This window comes from Streptomyces sp. SJL17-4 (assembly GCF_036826855.1).
Taxonomy (GTDB): Bacteria; Actinomycetota; Actinomycetes; order Streptomycetales; family Streptomycetaceae; genus Streptomyces.
On record NZ_CP104578.1, the window covers coordinates 2,633,231 to 2,651,064 of the forward strand.

The window sequence follows — 17,834 nt, forward strand, 5'->3', positions numbered from 1 at the left end:
AATCCTGGTGGGGCTGGACAGAACGACGAACCGTTCAGCACGAGTCAACAGTCAGGTACCCCTCGTGTTTGTAGGGGTTCAACATAGACCTTGGTGGGCCGGGATTCGTCGGCCCTCTGCACCGGGCCCGTGTTCGCCGCCCACAAGGTAGCCGATGCCGCCGAAAGGGCCCGCGGCCCCGAAGGGTCGCGGGCCCGGTGTGCCGCCCCCGGTCAGCCTCCGCAGTGGAAGCGGGCGCTGCCCCAGTCCGCGTGGTCGTTGCCGTTGCCGTCGCCGCCGTCGTCGACCACCAGGTCGACCCAGGTGGCTCCGGTCACGTCGGCGGTGAGGGACCAGGCCGGGTCCGTGGCCTTGAGGACCGGGGACTTCACCCGCTCCGTGCCGTCGGCGAGGACGCTGAACCGGACGGTGCCCCGGCTGGTCTGGACGTCGTCCACCCCGACCTCGGCGGTGAGGGAGGTGCAGCGGCCGCCCAGGTAGTAGCGGACCTTCGCGGGCGCGTGGCTGCCCAGGCCCTTGGCGTACGTCACTCCCCCGATCCGCAGCGGGGAGCCGTCGCCGGTGCCGGTCTCACCGTTGGAGAGGTCCCGCTCGACGGGGCCCCAGCCGTTGGTGGCCGAGGTCCAGTCGAGGTCGCTGGCCCAGCTGTCGGCGGTGGGCGGCGGGGGCAGCGTGCGGACGGTGGTCGCGGCGGTGAGCTTCCGCTCCCCTCCCCCGACGGCGTACGTGAGGGTGGCGTCCAGGGTGTACGGCTGGTAGGCCGCGTCCACCGGAGGCGTGACCTGCCAGGTGGCGGTGGCCTTCCCGCCCGGCGCGACGGTGCCGAGGGTGACGGGCGCGGCCGGTTCGGCGGTCCAGCCCGCCGGGAGGGTGAGCGCGGCCAGGGCGCCGGAGACCTCGGTCGCCTCGTCGTTGCCGAAGGTGGCCGTGACCTGGTTCGGGCGGCCGGGCTCCAGGGTCTCGGGCGCGGTGACGGTGAGCGTGCCGCAGGCGGCGCGCTCGGTGGCCGGGCCGAGGTCGGTGACGGTGAAGGCGTCGAGGACGAAGTCGGCGCCGTCCGGGGCGTCACCGCGCTTGCGCAGTCCGGTCCAGGTGTCTCCGCAGCCGGCGGTGACGGTCTCGGAGAAGTGCCCGCTCGTCCGCTGCTGTCCGAGGGGGGTGCGGCGGGTCTCCACGGAGGTGCCGTTCGTCCGGTCGTAGCCGGTGATCCACTCGTACGCGCCCGCGTGGCTGGACCGGTAGTCGTACTCGACGCGGTAGCTGCGGCCGTCCTTCATGGGGACGGTCCACGGCGCCGTCCGGTAGACGAGTCCGCTGTTCTCGTCGTGGGACTTGAGGGACTCGGCGCCGCCGATGACGTCGTCGATCAGCTTCCCGTTCCAGCCGGCCTGGGTGTAGGGGGCGTGGAGCTGGGCGATGTGGGTGCGCGGGTCGGTCGTGCCGCCCGCGTCGCCCTTGAGGAAGGGGCCCCAGCCCTGGTCGACGGCCTCGAAGTCCTCGTACACCACGGTCCCGGCCTTGGTGGCGGGAGCGTTGGCGACGATGCGGACGTCGTCGATCCGGACGGTGGCGGCGCTGCCGCCCGCGGCCTCGATCTTCAGCGGGGTGCTGCCCTTCGGCGGCGCGGTGAAGGTGACCTTGGCGCGCTGGAAGCGGGTGCCGTTCCAGTCGGAGGCGGCGACCCTGTCCTGGAGCGAGGACCGTTCGACGGTGACGGCCCGCCCGCCGACGGAGAGGGTGGTGGGCCGGGTGGCACCGGGCTCGACCTCGATCAGGGCGGAGGCGGTGTACCGCTCGCCCGGGGTGAGGCCGGTGATCCACTGGCGGACCGAGGCGGTGGCGGTGCCGGAGAGCTTCGCGCTGTTGCGGCCCTGCACGTCGGTGTCACGGGCGACGGTGCCGGTCCTGGTCCAGCCGGTGAGCGCGGCGTCGTTGAAGCCGGGGTCCTTCACCGGGGTGCCCTGGCCCCACTTCGGGGCGGGCTGTGCGGGCGCGCGGTCGGGGTGGAGGACGTAGGGCTGTCCGGCGACGGCGTCGAGGGTGATCTTCCCGTCGACGGGGCGCACGGTGGCGGTCTTCACGCGCCCGTTGTCGGTGAGCTTGTGGACCGTGTACGAGCGGACGCCGGACGGGACGGCCCAACTGGTGGTGCCGCCGGACTTGTTGTAGTGGTAGAGCTTGCTGCCGTCGTCCCAGGGCAGCAGGTAGCCGTCGCCGTCGAGGACCTTGCGGCCGTTCTCGTAGAAGGTGCGGCGGCCGTTCTCGACGGTGCCGCGGACCCCGCCGGTGAAGGTGAGGTCGTTGCCGTTCCAGCGGGTGATCCGCTGCTGCTGGAGGTACTTGGCGGGCAGGTTCCGCTGCCAGATGTTGGCGGTGAAGTCGTTCCAGTCGGTCTCGCCGGTCCAGCCCTCGAAGTCGACGAGGGCGGTCTGGCCGAGGACCGGGTGGTTGTTCCAGACGTCCTTCTCTCCGTTGCGGATGAAGCGGACGATCTGCGAGTTGAGGCCCTTGTTCGTGGCGCCGCCGTAGTCGAGGTCGTTGGCCCAGTGGGACCAGAGCGAGGCCCGCTCGAACTTCTCGGACCACTCGGTGGCGACGTTCCAGCCCTGCGCCTGGACGGCCCTCATCGTCTCGTCGGCGATCCAGCCGTGGGTGTAGTAGACGTCGATGTAGAGGGTGGAGAGGTTGCGGTCGGTCTCGTCGCGGAGCTGCTGGAAGCGGCGGGCGAGGTCGCCGCTGTTGATGTCCCGGCGCTGGTCGATGTAGTAGCTCTGGTTCAGCCAGTTCCAGCCGGGCTTCGTCTTGTCGACGAGGGTCTCGCTGAAGTTCTTCGCCTCGGGGTACGACTCGGTGGCGTTGACGTGGACGCCGAAATCCGCGCCCCACTTCCGGCCCTCCTTGAGGAGGACGTTGAGGTCGGCGAGGCCGCCGGCCCGCTTGTTGTAGTTGCCCCCGTAGTCGGGGTGGGCGGAGTCGTGGCCCTCGGAGCCGTACCCCTTGAGCAGCGCGAACTGGCCGAGTCCGTCGGTGGAGAGCGAGATCCGCTTGACGTCGTCGAGGGTGCGCAGGAAGGGGTGGGTGGCCTGCGAGGCGAAGTTGAACGGGATGTGGGCGACGACCCGGTCGGGGGTGTCCTCGCTGCCGGGGGCCTTGATCCCGATCGTGCGGAAGGCGACGGCGCCGTCCTGCCAGTCGGTGGTGCCGTCGGCGTTGGCGTCGGGGGTGACGACGACCTTGGCCCAGGGCAGGCCGTCCCCGCTCGCGGGCTTCGGGGCGCCCTCGCCGCGGTAGGTCCACTGGCCGGACCAGACGCCGACCCGGGTCTCGGTGCCGGTGCCGGTGGTCTGCTTGCGGGCCTGGTGCCAGAAGCGGGCGCCGTCGCGGGCCGATGCCCCCGACGGCTTGTCGTAGCTGGAGTTCGACTCCACGGCGGCGGCGAGCTGCCCGGTGCTGACGATGGCGTAGCTCGCTCCCAACGGGTCGGCCTCGGCGGCGGTCGCGTCGGTGATCCGGGCGAAGACGTCGGCGGTCCGGGTGGAGTCCGGGTCGAGCCGGGTGAAGGCGGTCGCGGCGCCGGCGTCCGAGGAACCGACGGAGACCAGGTCGTGGCCCGGTATGTCGAGGGTGCCGACCCGGAAGCCCTCGGTGTCGCGGACGGCGGTCACCCGGAACGTGGTGACCCGCCCGTCGACGCTCAGCCGGGCGTCGATCTCGACGCCGGGGAGGTCGGGGAAGGTGAGGGTGTACGCGGCGGAGTCGGCCGTCAGGACGGGGGCGCCCTTGGCCCGGACGGCACGGGCGGTGCCGTTGAGGACGATCTGCGTGACCGGGGCCGTACTGCCGAGGAGCCGGGCGCCGCTCGCGCGGTCGGTGTACGAGAGGACGCGGGGGAAGTCCTCGGCGACGGCGACGGAGAGCTGCCGGGAGGCGATGACGGGGCCGTCGGTGGCGGTGGCCGCGGTGGCTGCGGTGCCGGTGGCGGCTGCCGCACCCCCGGCCGTGGCGCCGTCGGCAAGGGCGGGCCCGGCCAGGGCGAACACGGCGGAGGAAGCGACGGCGAGGGCACAGGCCGCACGGATTCTTCGCGAAGGGGGGAGGGACATGCGCACTAGTTGGCCCCCGCCCCGGCGGCAGCGTCAACGAGATCGCGCCGCGCGGGCCCCTCCAGTCCAAGAACCCCCTTCGGTTAGTCCAAGTGACCACCGGAGGGGGTTCCTTGAGGTCTGCGGCCGGTCAGCAGCCGCCGCAGTTGTAGAAGGTCACGTCCCAGTGGTTGCCCTCGTCGGCGTAGATGTTGCCCGCGCCGGACTTCCACTGCGGGGCGCCGTCACCGCGTACGCCGATGTAGGTGAACGTGTTCTTGATGTAGTTCCCGACGCACGTGTACTTGCTGAAGTCGAGCTTGTAGCCGTTCCAGTGGGAGTACGTGCCGCCCGCGTGGCCGGTCTCGGTGCCGCCGGTGATGTTGAGGGCGCAGCCGCTGGCGCTCTTCAGCGTCTGGGCGCCCTGGGCGGTGGCGAGGTTGAGCTGCTCGAAGGACGTACAGGTGGGGTTGTTTCGGTCCGAGCAGCCGCCGGACGAGGACCAGGTGATCCCGGAGGACCGGAACATCGAGGTCGCGGTGGCGTGGCTGATCTTCGTGACGGCGTGGGCCTCGCCGGCGGCGGTGAGGACGCCGACGCCCGGCGCGAAGAGCGCGCCGAGGACGAGGGCGAGGGCGGTGAGGACGGAGCGGAGCTTCATGGGGTGCCTCCTGCTGGTGACCGTGACGGTGGGGACGGTTGTGCAGGTGGTGCTCATCGCGCAGGGAGATGGTGCCGTAGTTCTACGCGCGTCCGCCAGAGGGCGTCGGCGTCTTGGCGGCACTGTTCGGATGAACATCTTCCAGAGATGTTGAAAGTTGAACGGAATGCGTCTACAGTCATTCTCGTTGAAGGTTCAACAAGAACTGATCAACACACATCCCGATCAAGGAGCTGTCAGTCATGGGTATCTTCAACCGCAAGAGCAACGAGTCCGCCGTCGCCGTCGCCACCCTCCCGGTGGACCCGGCCCTGACCGCCCTGACCGGCGACTACACCATCGACCCGGCCCACAGCAGCATCGGCTTCACCGTCCGTCACGCCATGGTCACCAACGTCCGCGGCACCTTCGCCGACCACGAGGGCGCCCTGAAGCTGGACGGCGCGAACCCGGACGCCTCCACCGCCTCGATCGACGTCAGGATCGCCTCGATCGACACGGGCATCGCGGACCGCGACGGCCACCTGCGCAGTGGCGACTTCTTCGACGTCGAGCAGTTCCCCCTCATGACGTTCCGCTCCCTGCACGCCCAGCAGCTGGGCGGCGACAAGTACCGGATCACCGGCGACCTGACCATCAAGGACGTCACGAAGCCGCTCGCCATCGACCTGGAGTTCAACGGCTCCGCGACGGACGTGTACGGCAACGAGCGCGTCGGCTTCGAGGGCTCCGCCGAGATCCTGCGCTCCGACTGGGGCCTGACCTGGAACGCGGCCCTGGAGACCGGCGGCGTGATGGTCAGCGACAAGGTCAAGCTGAACTTCGACATCTCCGCGATCAAGAACGCCGCCTGATCCCGACCCGGACCCGATTCGGACCCGATCCGGACCCGATCCGGACCTCGACTCCGACGTCACACGAGCGCGCCCGCCCTCCGCAGCAGCGGAAGGCGGGCGCTCGGCGTTGCGCGGCTCCCGGCGTCGCGCGGCTGTCGGCGTCGCGGCGTCGTCAGCGTCCCGCGGCGCGGAGGACGGCCTCCTCGATCTGCCGGAAGGCGTCGGCATGCTCCGGAAGGCGCCGGGCGCCGCGGTGGGCCCGGCCGGCGGCGAGCGGGGTGGGGGTGGCACCGCGGGCGAGCAGATGGCGGACCGTGTCGGGGTGGGGTGTGCCCGCCGCCCATTCGAGAGGGGTCTCACCCTTCATCGACCGGTCGTCCGGCTCCGCGCCGTACTCCAGGAGGACGTCGATGAGGGGCCCCCGGTCGTCGGTCTGGGTACAGGTCGCCGCGAGGACGAGCGGGAGCAGGTTCCCGTGCCGGGACTGGATGCCCGTGGGGGCCCCGGCGGCGAGGAGAAGCCTCGCGATGTCGGCGCGCCCCCATGACACGGCCTGGCAGAGCGGCGTCAGCTCCCGGTACTCCCCGGTGTACTGCTGCGGGTCGGCGCCCGCGCCGAGGAGGAGGGCGACCACGTCCGCGCGGCCCTTGCCGATCGCCAGGTCCAGCGGTGTGGGCCGGTACTGCTCCTGCGCGTCCGGGTCCACGCCCGCGGCGAGGAGTTCCGCGACGAGCGCCGCGTCGCCGGCCTCCGCCGCGCGTCCGAGCCGTTTCACGGCGTCCAGGGGATCGTCCTCTCGATGCATCGGCTGATCATGTCAAACGTCTCCTTCTCGGCCACGCCCTCCGCCACGCCCGAGATCCGCGTTCCGGCTCGCGGCCGCCGCGGCCGCCGCGGCCACCGCCGGGATCAGGCGGTCGTTCTCGGCGGCGCCGGGCCCGGCGGCGAAGGCGAAGCGGCGGCGGGTGTAGCTGTAGGCGAGGCCGGTGGCCGGGTCGGCGAAGGCCTGGGAGCCGGGGGCGCCGCTGTGGCCGACGGCGAGCGGGCTGAGCACCGGGTGGCGGGTGGCCAGCGGGACGAAGCCGAGGCCGAAGGCGTTCGTCGCGCCGGTCACCATGTCCTGGCCGGAGGAGTGGATCCGGGCGACCTCGGCCAGCGTGTCCGGCTTCAGGAGCGGGGCGCGGCCGTCGAGCTCGCCGGCGATCGCCGCGTACATCCGGGAGAGGCCGCGCGCGGAGCCGACGCCGCCGCCGGAGATCGGCGCCCGGGCCCGTACCGTACGGGAGTTGGCGTACCCGACGATGTCGAACGGCGGGTCCGCGTGAAAGTTGAACGCGATGCCCATGAGGCTGTCCGGGGCGATCGGGTTCTCCGCGAGGAGGGCCTGCTCGGCGGGCGTCGGCAGCATCGGCAGGGCCGTACGGAAGCGGGGCTCCAGCTCCTCGGGCAGGCCCAGGTAGTAGTCGAGCGCGTACGGGGCGCGGACCCGCTCCTCGAACAGCTCCTGGATCGTCCGGCCGGTGGCCCGCAGGACGACCTCGCCGACGAGGGCGCCGATCACGAGGGCGTGGTAGCCGTGGGCGGTGTCCGGCTCCCAGAAGGGGCGCTGGCCCGCGAGGCGTGCGGCGACGGCCCGGTCGTCGGCCAGCTCGTCGGGGCTGAGGCCGCCGTCGGCACCGATCACGCCGGACCGGTGGGCGAGCAGTTGGCGCAGGGTCAGCCTCCCCTTGCCCTCGGCGGCGAACTCGGGCCACCAGGAGGCGACTTCGCGATCCAGGTCGAGGACGCCTTCCTGGACGAGGAGGGCCGCGATCAGGGCCATGGCGCCCTTGGAGGAGGAGTAGAGGCCGAGGAGCGAGTCCCCGTGGACCCCGTCGCCGCCCCAGAGGTCCACGACGAGCCGGCCGTGGTGGTGGACGGCGAGCTGGGCTCCGCCGTCGCGTGCCTCGCTCGCCACGACGGTGGCGAACTCCTCCCGTACGGACTCGAATCCGGGCTCCACCGTGCCGTGGACGTGGCCGTCGCTCATCGCGCTGCTCCCCCTGAAACTCGCCGACGTGTTCAGTCACCGGAACGATCAAGCGAGCGATTTCCTTCCCTCTGGAGCGCCGCAGGCCAACGGCGTTGTCAGTGGTGGCGTCTAGCGTCGGTGGCATGGAATTCCGTATCGACAGCGGCGTGTTGACCGATGCCGTGGCCTGGGCCGCGCGCGTCCTGCCGGCCCGCTCCCCCATGCCCGTTCTCGGCGGCCTGCTCCTGGAGGCGAGGGACGGCCGGCTGCGGGTGTCCGGCCTCGACCACGAGGCCTCGGCCCGGGTCGAGGTCGAGGCCGACACGGACGTCGAGGGCCGGGCGCTGGTCCTGGGCCGGCGGCTGCTCGACATCTGCAAGGTGCTCCCCCGGGGCCGCACGGAGCTCGCCGTGGAGGGCGCCCGGCTCTCGGTCAGCTCGGGCGACGCCCGCTTCGGCCTCTCCCTGCTGCCCCTGGACGACTATCCCGCCCCGCCCGAGCTGCCCGAGGTCCGCGGCCTGGTGGACGGGGACGCCTTCGCCGCGGCGGTCGGTCAGGTGGCCGTGGCGGCGGGCCGGGACGACTCGCTGCCGGTCCTCACCGGGATACGGCTCGCCCTGGACGGCACGACCATGACGCTCGCGGCCACCGACCGCTACCGGTACGCCGTCCGCACCCTGGAATGGAAGCCGGGGGCGGACACCCGGGACGAACCCGCCGACGTGGTCGTCCCGGCCCGGCGCCTCACCGAGATAGCCCGCTCCCTGGTGAACGCGGGCCCGGCCACGCTCGCCCTGGACGGCGGCTCGGTCGGCTTCGAGAGCGGCGGTCTGCGCACCACCACGCGGCTGCTCGACGGACGTCTCCCCCGCCACGACAAGCTGTTCGCCCTGGGCGACCACGCCCTGGCCTCCACCGACCGGGTCCCGTTGACCGAGGCCGTGAAGCGGGTCGCGGTCGTCGCCGAGGGCGACAGCCCGGTCCAGCTGACCTTCACCCCCACGTCGATCCACCTCCGGGCGGGCTACGAGGACGACGTGGCCTCCCAGCAGCTCCCGGCCACCCTCACGGGCCCGGACACCCTCACGGTCGCCTTCAACCCGGGCTACCTCCTGGACGCCCTGACCACCCTGGACACCCCGAAGGTCCACTTCCACCTCCTGGGCCCGGGCCAGCGAGCCCTGCTCACCGACGGCGCCGTCGGCCCGGAAGCGGCCCACCGCCATCTCCTGATGTCGGTGAAGCCACTGGTCTGACCAGGCCGTGCGGGCCGGCGGTCAGAATCCGCCGCCGCCGAAGTCGCCGCCACCGCCGAAGTCGCCGCCGCCGAAGCCGCCGCCGTCACCACCCCCGCCGCCGAAGTCGCCGGAGTCGAAGTCGGCGCCGGAGAAGTCGCCGCCCTCGAACTCGTTGCCGCCGTACTCGGCCGCGTAGGCCGGGGTGGAGAGCATCGAGCCGAGGACGGTGCCCATCAGGAGGCCGGGGAGGAGGCCGCCGCCGAAGTAGCCGCCGGCCCAGGGGCCGTAGGCCGGGCCCGCCTCCCAGTACGGGCGGCGGACGCCGTCCGCGTCGACGGTGCGGGCCATCGGGTCGAGGCCGTCGTCGAGGCGGGAGGCGTCGGCGGCGCAGACCGGGACCTGGCGGGCGGCGCCGCCGGCCGGGGTCCAGGTGCGGTCCTCGGTGGAGGGCCCGTGGCGCGGGTCGAAGAAGCAGGGGGCGCGGCGCTCGGGGAGCGCCCGGGACTCGCGTCGGGCGGCCAGGACGGCGAGCGAGTAGCGGCCGTCCTCCAGGGCCTGGGTGACCGCGCGGACGTCATGGGGCCGGGCGGCGGAGGCCATCAGGGATTTCGCCTTGTCGTACGAGTCGAGGGAGCGCTCGTAGTCGCCCCTCATGGCGTCGTCGGCGCCCGCCTCGGCGGGGTGGAAGTCGAGGCGTTCGAGTTCCTCGCCGAAGGCGGTGATGTCCTCGTCGACGACGACCCGGAGCTTGTCGAGTGCGGCGCGTTCCTCGGCCTCCTTGCGGAGCCGGTTGCGGCGGACGACCGCGTACGCCCCCGCGCCTCCCGCGGCGACCACGGCGCCGAGGGTGACGAGGCCGGCGACGGGCACACCGTCGTCGGTGCCGACGGAGCCCCAGCCGGCGGGGGCGGAGCCGCGCAGGGTGGGCAGGGCCTGGTCGACGAAGTTGTTGAGCTCGGTGGCCGCGTCGACGCCCGGCTGGCGTACGGAGGTGACGAGGTTCTGGACGGCCTGTGGGGACATGACGGCGCGGTCGGCGCCCGCGTCGAAGCCGTCTCCGAGGCGGACCGCGTACAGGCCGGTGACTCCGGTCTGGGTCCGCAGGTTCGCGAGGAGGTTCTCCGGCGGGAACTGCGCGTTCGCGGGCAGGACCGCCACGAACAGCGGCTTGTCCGCGTCCTTGATCTTCTGGGCGAGGGCGTCCGCCTGGGACTTCGACAGCTGGTCGGCGGCGCCCGGGTCGACGTACACCGGGCCCTGTTTCAGGGCGGCGGCCGCGTCGGGTATCCCCGTGGCCCTGGCGCCCGCGGAGGGCGCCAGGACCAGGAGCAGCAGCAGTATCAGCCCGCCGAGGGCCGACAGTACGGAGAGCGGCCTGGTCCTCATGGTTCGACGCTACCCGAACCACGACAAACAAGACATAGAGGACCGAACCGGGCTGCTGTGGGAGGGCTACTCGGTGGGGTCGATCCCGGCCCGCAGCACCCCGTACGTGAAGGCGTCCTCCAGGGCCTGCCAGGAGGCGGCGATGACGTTCTCGCCGACGCCGACCGTCGACCACTCGCCGTTGCCGTCGCTGGTGGTGATCAGGACGCGGGTGGTGGACTCGGTGCCGTGGCGGCCTTCCAGGATGCGGACCTTGTAGTCGACCAGCTCGAACTTGGCGAGCTGCGGGTAGATCCGTTCCAGGGCGAGGCGCATCGCGCGGTCGAGGGCGTTGACGGGGCCGTTGCCCTCGGCGGTGGCGACGATCCGCTCACCCTTGGCCCAGAGCTTCACGGTGGCCTCGTTGGCGTGGGTGCCGTCGGGGCGGTCCTCGACGATCGCGCGCCAGGACTCGGTACGGAAGTAGCGGCGGGCCCGGCCCTCGGCCTCCTCCCGCAGGAGCAGCTCGAAGGAGGCGTCGGCGGCCTCGTAGGTGTAGCCCTGGAGCTCGCGCTCCTTGACCCGTTCGACGACCCGGGCCACGAGCGCGCGGTCGTCGCCCAGGTCGACGCCGAGCTCCTTGCCCTTGAGCTCGATGGAGGCCCGGCCGGCCATGTCGGAGACGAGCATCCGCATGGTGTTGCCGACGAGCTCGGGGTCGATGTGCTGGTAGAGGTCGGGGTCGACCTTGATCGCGGAGGCGTGGAGTCCGGCCTTGTGCGCGAAGGCGGAGACGCCGACGTACGGCTGGTGGGTGGAGGGGGTGAGGTTGACGACCTCGGCGATGGCGTGCGAGATCCGGGTCATCTCGGCGAGGGCGCCGTCGGGCAGCACCTTCTTGCCGTACTTGAGTTCCAGGGCCGCGACGACGGGGAAGAGGTTGGCGTTGCCGACCCGCTCGCCGTAGCCGTTGGCGGTGCACTGGACGTGGGTGGCGCCGGCGTCGACGGCGGCGAGGGTGTTGGCGACGGCGCAGCCGGTGTCGTCCTGGGCGTGGATGCCGAGGCGGGCGCCGGTGTCGGCGAGGACGGTGGCGACGACGGCCTGGATCTGGGCGGGGAGCATGCCGCCGTTGGTGTCGCACAGGATGACGACATCGGCGCCGGCCTCGTACGCGGCGCGGACGACGGCCTTGGCGTAGTCGGGGTTGGCCTTGTAGCCGTCGAAGAAGTGCTCGCAGTCGACGAAGACGCGGCGGCCCTGGGAGACCAGGTGGGAGACGGTGTCGCGGACCATCTCCAGGTTCTCGTCGAGGGTGGTGCGCAGGGCCAGCTCGACGTGCCGGTCGTGCGACTTGGCGACGAGCGTGATGACCGGGGCGCCGGAGTCCAGGAGGGCCTTGACCTGCGGGTCGACGGCGGCGTCGCCGCCCGGCCTGCGGGTGGCACCGAAGGCCACGAGCTGCGCGTTCCTGAACGCGATCTCCTGACGGGCGCGGGCGAAGAACTCCGTGTCACGCGGGTTGGCGCCCGGCCAGCCACCCTCGATGAAGCCCACGCCGAACTCGTCGAGGTGCCGGGCGATGGTCAGCTTGTCCGCGACGGTGAGATTGATGCCTTCACGCTGCGCCCCGTCGCGCAGCGTCGTGTCGAAGACATGGAAGCTGTCGTCGAGGCGCTGGCTCTCGGCGTTCTCCGTGGTCATGACTGTGATGGCTCCTGTCGGATGTGGCTCCGGAAGGTCTGGATCCACTTGCCCCCATTCTCACGCGACGTCCGCTTCCGGCATGGGATGGGGCCGGAAAACGAAAAAACCCCTCGCGGGTGCGAGAGGTCTGCGCGCGGGTCTGAGGCACGGTGTCCACTGCCGCGGGGGTCGTGCCGCGAATCAGTGGCCACTGCGGACCGGCGCGCTGCTGCCGATAATCATCGTGGTAGCAAGCACGCCGGAAGTCTGACACAGGCGACGTCCCGGCGGGACGGGGGTCTCACGATACGGGCAGCTGATCTCGCTTCTGTCCGGGCAGGGAGCCGGAGCCGGACGCGCCGACCCGGCCCAGGTCGATGTCCCGGGTCTCCCGCATCGTGAGGTAGACGACCAGGGAGACGGCCGCGCAGCCCGCGACGTACCAGTAGAAGCCCGACTCGATGCCCGCGTCCTTGAACCAGAGGGCGACGTACTCGGCGGTGCCGCCGAAGAGCGCGTTGGCGATGGCGTACGGCAGGGCGACGCCGAGGGCGCGGATGCCCGTGGGGAAGAGCTCGGCCTTCACGCAGGCGTTGATGGAGGTGTAGCCGGTGATGACGAGCAGGGCGAGCAGGGAGAGGCCGAGGGCCGGCCAGAAGGAGCCCGCGTGCTTCAGCATCGTCAGGATCGGCACGGTGAGGAGGGTGGAGCCCACCGCGAAGGTGATGAGCAGCGGGCGGCGGCCGATGCGGTCGGAGAGGCGGCCGGCCAGCGGCTGGAGGCAGGCGAAGACGATGAGGGCGCAGAAGGAGACCAGGGTCGCGGTCTGCTTGGGGAGGCCGGCGGAGTTGGAGAGGTACTTGGTGAGGTAGGTGGTGTACGTGTAGTACGCCACGGTCCCGCCCATGGTGAGCGCGATGACGAGGAAGGCCTCGCGCTTGTGCCCCCACAGGGCCTTGAGGGTGCCCTTCTGGTCGCTCGCGACCCCGTCGTCGGCGGTGGTCTCGTACACCTCCGTCTCCAGCATCGTGCGGCGGAGGTAGAAGACGACGGCCGCGCCGAGGGCGCCGAGGACGAAGGGGATGCGCCAGCCCCAGCTGTGCAGGGCCTCGGTGGACAGGGTCTGCTGGAGGATCAGCAGCAGGCCGAGACCGAGGATCTGGCCCGCGGTCATCGACACGTACTGGAAGCTGGAGGCGAAGCCGCGGTGCTCCGGCGCGGAGGCCTCGGTGAGGTAGGTGGCGCTGGCGGCGTACTCGCCGCCGACCGAGAGCCCCTGGAGGAGGCGGGCGATCAGGAGGACGGCCGCGCCGCCGTATCCGGCGACCGCGTAGGTGGGCGCGACCGCGATGAGGAGCGCGGAGGCGGACATCAGGGTGACGGTGAGGGTGAGGGCCGCCTTGCGGCCCTTGCGGTCACCGACCCGGCCCAGGAGCCAGCCGCCGACGGGCCGCATGAAGAAGCCGACGGCGAAGATGCCGGCGGTGTTCATGAGTTTGGCGGTGTCGTTGCCCTCGGGGAAGAACGCCCCCGCGAAGTAGGTGGCGAAGCTCGCGTACACGAACCAGTCGAACCACTCCACCATGTTGCCCGCGGAGCCGACCCAGATCTTCTTCCATTGCTCTCGTCCCATGGACCGGAACCGTGCCGGAGGTGACGGCCGGGCAACAAGGGTGTAGCGGACAACGATCCCGTGTACTTACGTGCGTTACGGTCGCGCCAGCAAGTCCTGCTCGATGAACTCCCGCACGTGCTCCAGGACCTGCTCCCGGCCGGTACCGGGGACGCCCACGGCGACGTGCACGCTGAAGCCGTCCAGGAGCGCCCTCGTACGGGTGGCGAAGCGGTCCGGGTCGACGGCCCGGAACTCCCCGCGCGAGACGCCCTCGGCCAGGATCGCGACCAGGTCCCGGTGCCAGGCCCCCTCGATGGCGGCCTGGCGGATCCGGGCGTCGGCGTCGGCGTTCTGTGACCGGTTCCAGACCTCCAGCCAGAGGATCCAGTGCGGATCGCGCGGCCCGTCGGGCACGTAGACGTCGACGTACCCGTCGAGCCGCTCGCGTGCGGTCCCCGGCCGGGACAGCAGCGCGCTCCGCTCGGCGCCGAGGCGCCCCTCGCTCCACTCCAGGGTCTGGAGCAGCAGCTCGTCCTTGGTGCGGAAGTAGTAGAGCAGGTGCCCGCTGCTCATCCCGACCTGCCGCCCGAGCCCCGCCATGGTGAGCCCGTCGAGCCCACGCTCGGCGATGGTGCCCATGGCGGCGGCGAGCAGCTCCTCCCGGGGAGGCGCGGCCTGGTTGCGCCGGCGGGGGGCGGAGGCCGGGGCGGCGGAGCCGGAGGGGCGGGAGGGGTCGGAGGGGTCCATGCGGGTCACTCGTACGTTCTACCTCATCCCCTCCCCGCCTCAGACCCTCGGCTGCTGCTGGGTGATGCAGTGGATGCCGCCCCCACCTGCGAAGATCGTGCGCGCGTCGACGAGGACGACCTCGCGTTCCGGGAAGAGGCGGCGGAAGATCTCGGCCGCCAGTTCGTCGTGCGGGTCGTCGAAGGCGCAGAGGACCACGCCGTCGTTGCACAGGTAGTGGTTGATATACGAGTAGTCGACCCAGTCGCCTTCCTCGTCCTTGAGGACGGTCGGGGCCGGGATCTCGACGACCTCCAGGGGGCGGCCCTGGGCGTCGGTCTGGCCGCGCAGGATGTTCACGTACATCCGCGAGCGCTCGTAGTCGGGGTGGGCCGGGTCCTGCTGGCTGTGGACGAGGACCGTGCCGGGGCGGGCGAACGCGGCGACGATGTCGACGTGCCCCTGGGTGCCGTAGAGGCCGTAGTCGCCGGTGAGGCCGTGCGGGAGCCAGATCGCCTTCGTCGTGCCGAGCTTGGCGTGGATCTCGGCCTCGACCTGCTCGCGGGTCCACCCGGGGTTGCGGCCGGAGCCGAGCTGGACGGTGTCGGTCAGCAGCACCGTGCCCTCGCCGTCCACGTGGATGGCGCCGCCCTCGTTCACGAGGGGCGAGGAGAGGACCGGGACGCCCGCCGCGTCCGCGACGTGGCGGGCGATCTTCGAGTCGTGCTCCCAACGGGCCCAGTCCTGGCCGCCCCAGCCGTTGAACACCCAGTCCACGGCGGCCAGTTCGGTGCCGTCGGTGACGAAGGTCGGGCCGATGTCCCGCATCCAGGCGTCGTCGAGGTCCCGCTCGACCAGGTCGACGTCCTCACCCACGAGGGCGCGGGCCGACTCGGCGTCGCCGGGGGCCACCACCATCGTGACCGGCTCGAAGCGGCGTACGGCACGGGCCACGGACGCCCAGGCCGTGCGGGCCTCGGCCAGCTCGTCGGCGTTGGTGAAGGTGGGGTTGGGGCTCGGCCAGGCCATCCAGGTGCGCTCGTGCGGCATCCACTCGGCGGGCATGCGGTAGGTCATGGTGAAAGGTCCTAGAGGAGCTAGAGGAACTAGAGGAAGTAGAGGCGGTTGAGCGAGACGGAGTCGGCCGCCTCGGAGCGGATCGGCGCGCCGTCGAGGGAGACGAGGCCGGTCCGGCCGTCGACCTGGACGTCTCCCGTACGGGAGTTGAGCCGCAGGTCCGCGGGGCCGATGCCGCGGGTACCGCGTACGGGGACGCGGCGCCGGCGGGTCGGCATCCGGTCGGAACCGAGGTCGACGGCCGCCTGGGCGACGAACGCGACCGAGATGTCGGCCGGCGTGGCGCCGTGCCCGCCGAACAGCGGTCCGAGGACGAGCGGTTCACAGGTGTCGGTGGCGGCGTTCGGATCGCCCACGACCCCCCACGCGGGGAAGCCGTTCTTGATGACCATCTGCGGCTTGGCGCCGAAGAACTGCGGCTTCCACAGCACGATGTCGGCCATCTTGCCGACCTCGATCGAGCCGATCTCGTGGGCGAGGCCGTGGGCGATCGCCGGGTTGATGGTGAGCTTGGCGATGTAGCGCAGCACGCGCGCGTTGTCGTCGTGCGCGCCGTCGCCCTCGATCGGCCCGAGCTCGGCCTTCATCTTTCCGGCCATGGCGAAGGTCCGGCGTACGGTCTCGCCGGCCCTTCCCATCCCCTGCGCGTCGGAGGAGGTGATTCCGATCGCGCCGAGGTCGTGCAGGACGTCCTCCGCGCCCATCGTCCCGGCCCGGATCCGGTCGCGCGCCATGGCGGCGTCGCCCGGGAGGTCGGTCTTCAGGTCGTGGACGGAGACGATCATCCCGTAGTGCTCGGCGACGGCGTCGCGGCCGAAGGGGAGCGTGGGGTTGGTGGAGGAGCCGATGACGTTCGGCACGCCCGCCATCTTCAGGACGTTGGGTACGTGCCCGCCGCCGCAGCCCTCGATGTGGAAGGCGTGGATGGTACGGCCGTCCAGGACCCGCAGGGTGTCCTCGACCGAGAGGCACTCGTTCAGGCCGTCGCTGTGCAGGGCGACCTGGACGTCGTGCTCCTCGGCCACCCGCAGCGCGGTGTCGAGCGCGCGCGTGTGGGCGCCCATGTCCTCGTGGACCTTGAAGCCGGACGCCCCGCCCTCGGCGAGCGCCTCCACCAGCGGCGCCGGGTCCGAGGACGACCCCCGGGCCAGGAAGCCGATGTTGACCGGCCAGGCGTCGAAGGCGCCGAAGGCGTGACGCAGCGCCCACGGCGAGTTCACGCCGACGCCCCACACCGGGCCGAACTCCTGGCCGATGACCGTGGTGACGCCGCTCGCGAGCGAGGCCTCCATGATCCGGGGCGAGAGCAGGTGGACATGGGTGTCGACGGCTCCGGCGGTGGCGATCAGCCCCTCGCCGGAGACGATCGAGGTGCCGGTGCCGACGACGACGTCCACCCCGTCGAGGGTGTCGGGGTTGCCGGCCCGGCCGATCGCGTGGATCCGGCCCTCGCGGATGCCGATGGACACCTTGCGGATGCCGAGGACGGCGTCGATCACCAGCACGTTGCTGATCACGACGTCGCAGGTCTCACGGACGGCCGCGGCCTTGAGGTGCAGGCCGTCGCGGGCGGTCTTGCCGAAGCCGGCCAGGAACTCGTCCCCCGGCCGCTGGGAGTCCGACTCGACCCGGACGACCAGCCCGGAGTCGCCCAGGACGACACGGTCGCCGGTCCGGGGGCCGTGCACGGATGCGTACTCGTACGGGTCCATCAGTTCTCGTCTCCGTTCTCGACACCCAGGTAGCCGCAGGCCGCCGCGCGCCGCAGGGCCTCTTCCCGCGCGCCCGGCGCGTCGAGCGGGCCGTCGACCAGGCCCGCGAAGCCGATGGCGACGCGGGCGCCGCCGATCGGTACGAGACCGACCTCCGCCTCGCCGCCCGGGTCGAAGCGGAAGGAGGCGCCGGCCGGGATGGCGAGGCGCATGCCGTAGGCGGCGGCGCGGTCGAAGTCGAGGCGCGGGTTGACCTCGAAGAAGTGGAAGTGCGAGGTGACGCTCACGGGGACCGTCGCCGTGTTCCGTACGGGGAGGGTGAGCGTCGGCTCCGACGCCGGGTGCCCGGGGCCGGGCAGCAGCGCGCCCGGCGCGGCCTCGCCCAGGCTGCCGCCGCCGATCGGGGCGGCGACGACCGCGAGCCGCGAGCCGTCGTCGAAGACGGCCTCGACATGGACCTCGGTGACCACGTCGGCGACGCCGGGCAGGACGTCGTCGGGGCCGAGGACCGAGCGGGCGGCCTCGATCGCCTCGGCGAGTCGCTTGCCGTCGCGGGCCGCCTCGCAGACCGTGTCCGCGATGAGCGCGGTCGCCTCGGGGACATTGAGCCGCAGTCCGCGGGCCCGGCGGGCACGGGCGAGCTCGGCGGCGCCGAAGAGCAGCAGCCGGTCGCGTTCCGTGGGGGTCAGTCGCACGTCCGAAACACCTCCTGTTTGAGCGACACTCTAAATGTTGAGAGGCTCTCTTCCAAGCATTGACTCGGGGTGCAGGCACAGGTCACATTGAGCGTCACTCTAAAAATGCTCGCCGTAGCCTGCCGCTCCC

13 protein-coding genes are annotated in these 17,834 nt (G+C 71.9%); 2 read left to right on the forward strand and 11 right to left on the reverse strand.

Translation table 11 applies throughout. The annotated features are described in order from the left end of the window. Window positions 1-212: 212 nt before the first annotated feature. Complete coding sequence (locus N5875_RS11380; protein WP_338493436.1) at window positions 213-4,103, reverse strand: endo-alpha-N-acetylgalactosaminidase family protein; 3,891 nt, start codon at window positions 4,101-4,103, stop codon at window positions 213-215. A 130-nt stretch (window positions 4,104-4,233) separates the two neighbouring features. Continuing rightward, window positions 4,234-4,743 carry a hypothetical protein gene (locus N5875_RS11385; RefSeq protein WP_318207710.1) on the reverse strand — a complete coding sequence of 170 codons (510 nt, stop codon included), beginning with the start codon at window positions 4,741-4,743 and terminating at the stop codon, window positions 4,234-4,236. Window positions 4,744-4,985: 242 nt separating this feature from the next. Here N5875_RS11385 and N5875_RS11390 point away from each other — a divergent pair, with 242 nt between their 5' ends. Then, complete coding sequence (locus N5875_RS11390; RefSeq protein WP_318207711.1) at window positions 4,986-5,597, forward strand: YceI family protein; 612 nt, start codon at window positions 4,986-4,988, stop codon at window positions 5,595-5,597. Window positions 5,598-5,751: 154 nt separating this feature from the next. Here N5875_RS11390 and N5875_RS11395 read toward each other — a convergent pair whose 3' ends face one another. Continuing rightward, window positions 5,752-6,384, reverse strand: coding sequence for an ankyrin repeat domain-containing protein (locus N5875_RS11395; RefSeq protein ID WP_318207712.1), 633 nt, complete (start codon window positions 6,382-6,384; stop codon window positions 5,752-5,754). Window positions 6,385-6,396: 12 nt separating this feature from the next. Next, window positions 6,397-7,608, reverse strand: coding sequence for a serine hydrolase domain-containing protein (locus N5875_RS11400; RefSeq protein WP_338493438.1), 1,212 nt, complete (start codon window positions 7,606-7,608; stop codon window positions 6,397-6,399). A 125-nt stretch (window positions 7,609-7,733) separates the two neighbouring features. Here N5875_RS11400 and dnaN point away from each other — a divergent pair, with 125 nt between their 5' ends. Beyond that, the gene (gene dnaN / locus N5875_RS11405) at window positions 7,734-8,846 is read left to right on the forward strand and encodes a DNA polymerase III subunit beta (RefSeq protein WP_318207714.1); all 1,113 of its coding nucleotides are present in this window, start codon (window positions 7,734-7,736) and stop codon (window positions 8,844-8,846) included. A 21-nt stretch (window positions 8,847-8,867) separates the two neighbouring features. Here the strand turns inward: dnaN and N5875_RS11410 are convergent, their stop codons facing one another. From N5875_RS11410 to ureA, 7 genes are all read right to left on the reverse strand, one after another. After that, window positions 8,868-10,214, reverse strand: coding sequence for a hypothetical protein (locus tag N5875_RS11410; RefSeq protein ID WP_318207715.1), 1,347 nt, complete (start codon window positions 10,212-10,214; stop codon window positions 8,868-8,870). 66 nt (window positions 10,215-10,280) lie between these two features. Beyond that, window positions 10,281-11,897 (reverse strand): citramalate synthase, encoded by a 1,617-nt coding sequence (gene cimA, locus N5875_RS11415; RefSeq protein ID WP_338493440.1) that lies wholly within the window; start codon window positions 11,895-11,897, stop codon window positions 10,281-10,283. Between the two features lie 283 nt (window positions 11,898-12,180). Then, window positions 12,181-13,512 carry an MFS transporter gene (locus N5875_RS11420; RefSeq protein ID WP_318207720.1) on the reverse strand — a complete coding sequence of 444 codons (1,332 nt, stop codon included), beginning with the start codon at window positions 13,510-13,512 and terminating at the stop codon, window positions 12,181-12,183. Between the two features lie 75 nt (window positions 13,513-13,587). After that, window positions 13,588-14,133, reverse strand: a complete 546-nt coding sequence (locus N5875_RS11425) for a TetR/AcrR family transcriptional regulator (RefSeq protein ID WP_318207958.1) — start codon at window positions 14,131-14,133, stop codon at window positions 13,588-13,590. Between the two features lie 147 nt (window positions 14,134-14,280). Then, window positions 14,281-15,297: an agmatine deiminase family protein gene (locus tag N5875_RS11430; RefSeq protein WP_338493442.1), complete on the reverse strand. Its 1,017-nt coding sequence runs from the start codon at window positions 15,295-15,297 to the stop codon at window positions 14,281-14,283. Window positions 15,298-15,326: 29 nt separating this feature from the next. Continuing rightward, a complete protein-coding gene (locus N5875_RS11435; protein ID WP_318207722.1) occupies window positions 15,327-17,009 on the reverse strand; it encodes an urease subunit alpha in 1,683 nt (560 codons plus the stop codon). After that, complete coding sequence (gene ureA / locus N5875_RS11440; protein ID WP_318207723.1) at window positions 17,009-17,704, reverse strand: urease subunit gamma; 696 nt, start codon at window positions 17,702-17,704, stop codon at window positions 17,009-17,011. The genes N5875_RS11435 and ureA overlap by 1 nt, the downstream gene beginning before the upstream one ends. Window positions 17,705-17,834: the final 130 nt, after the last annotated feature.

Bases quoted from the DNA above. Each gene is read 5' to 3' on its own strand.
- N5875_RS11380 (WP_338493436.1), bottom strand. From the start codon at position 4,103: ATGTCCCTCCCCCCTTCGCGAAGAATCCGTGCGGCCTGTGCCCTCGCC.
- N5875_RS11385 (WP_318207710.1), bottom strand. From the start codon at position 4,743: ATGAAGCTCCGCTCCGTCCTCACCGCCCTCGCCCTCGTCCTCGGCGCG.
- N5875_RS11390 (WP_318207711.1), top strand. From the start codon at position 4,986: ATGGGTATCTTCAACCGCAAGAGCAACGAGTCCGCCGTCGCCGTCGCC.
- N5875_RS11395 (WP_318207712.1), bottom strand. From the start codon at position 6,384: ATGCATCGAGAGGACGATCCCCTGGACGCCGTGAAACGGCTCGGACGC.
- N5875_RS11400 (WP_338493438.1), bottom strand. From the start codon at position 7,608: ATGAGCGACGGCCACGTCCACGGCACGGTGGAGCCCGGATTCGAGTCC.
- dnaN (WP_318207714.1), top strand. From the start codon at position 7,734: ATGGAATTCCGTATCGACAGCGGCGTGTTGACCGATGCCGTGGCCTGG.
- N5875_RS11410 (WP_318207715.1), bottom strand. From the start codon at position 10,214: ATGAGGACCAGGCCGCTCTCCGTACTGTCGGCCCTCGGCGGGCTGATA.
- cimA (WP_338493440.1), bottom strand. From the start codon at position 11,897: ATGACCACGGAGAACGCCGAGAGCCAGCGCCTCGACGACAGCTTCCAT.
- N5875_RS11420 (WP_318207720.1), bottom strand. From the start codon at position 13,512: ATGGGACGAGAGCAATGGAAGAAGATCTGGGTCGGCTCCGCGGGCAAC.
- N5875_RS11425 (WP_318207958.1), bottom strand. From the start codon at position 14,133: ATGGGCACCATCGCCGAGCGTGGGCTCGACGGGCTCACCATGGCGGGG.
- N5875_RS11430 (WP_338493442.1), bottom strand. From the start codon at position 15,297: ATGACCTACCGCATGCCCGCCGAGTGGATGCCGCACGAGCGCACCTGG.
- N5875_RS11435 (WP_318207722.1), bottom strand. From the start codon at position 17,009: ATGGACCCGTACGAGTACGCATCCGTGCACGGCCCCCGGACCGGCGAC.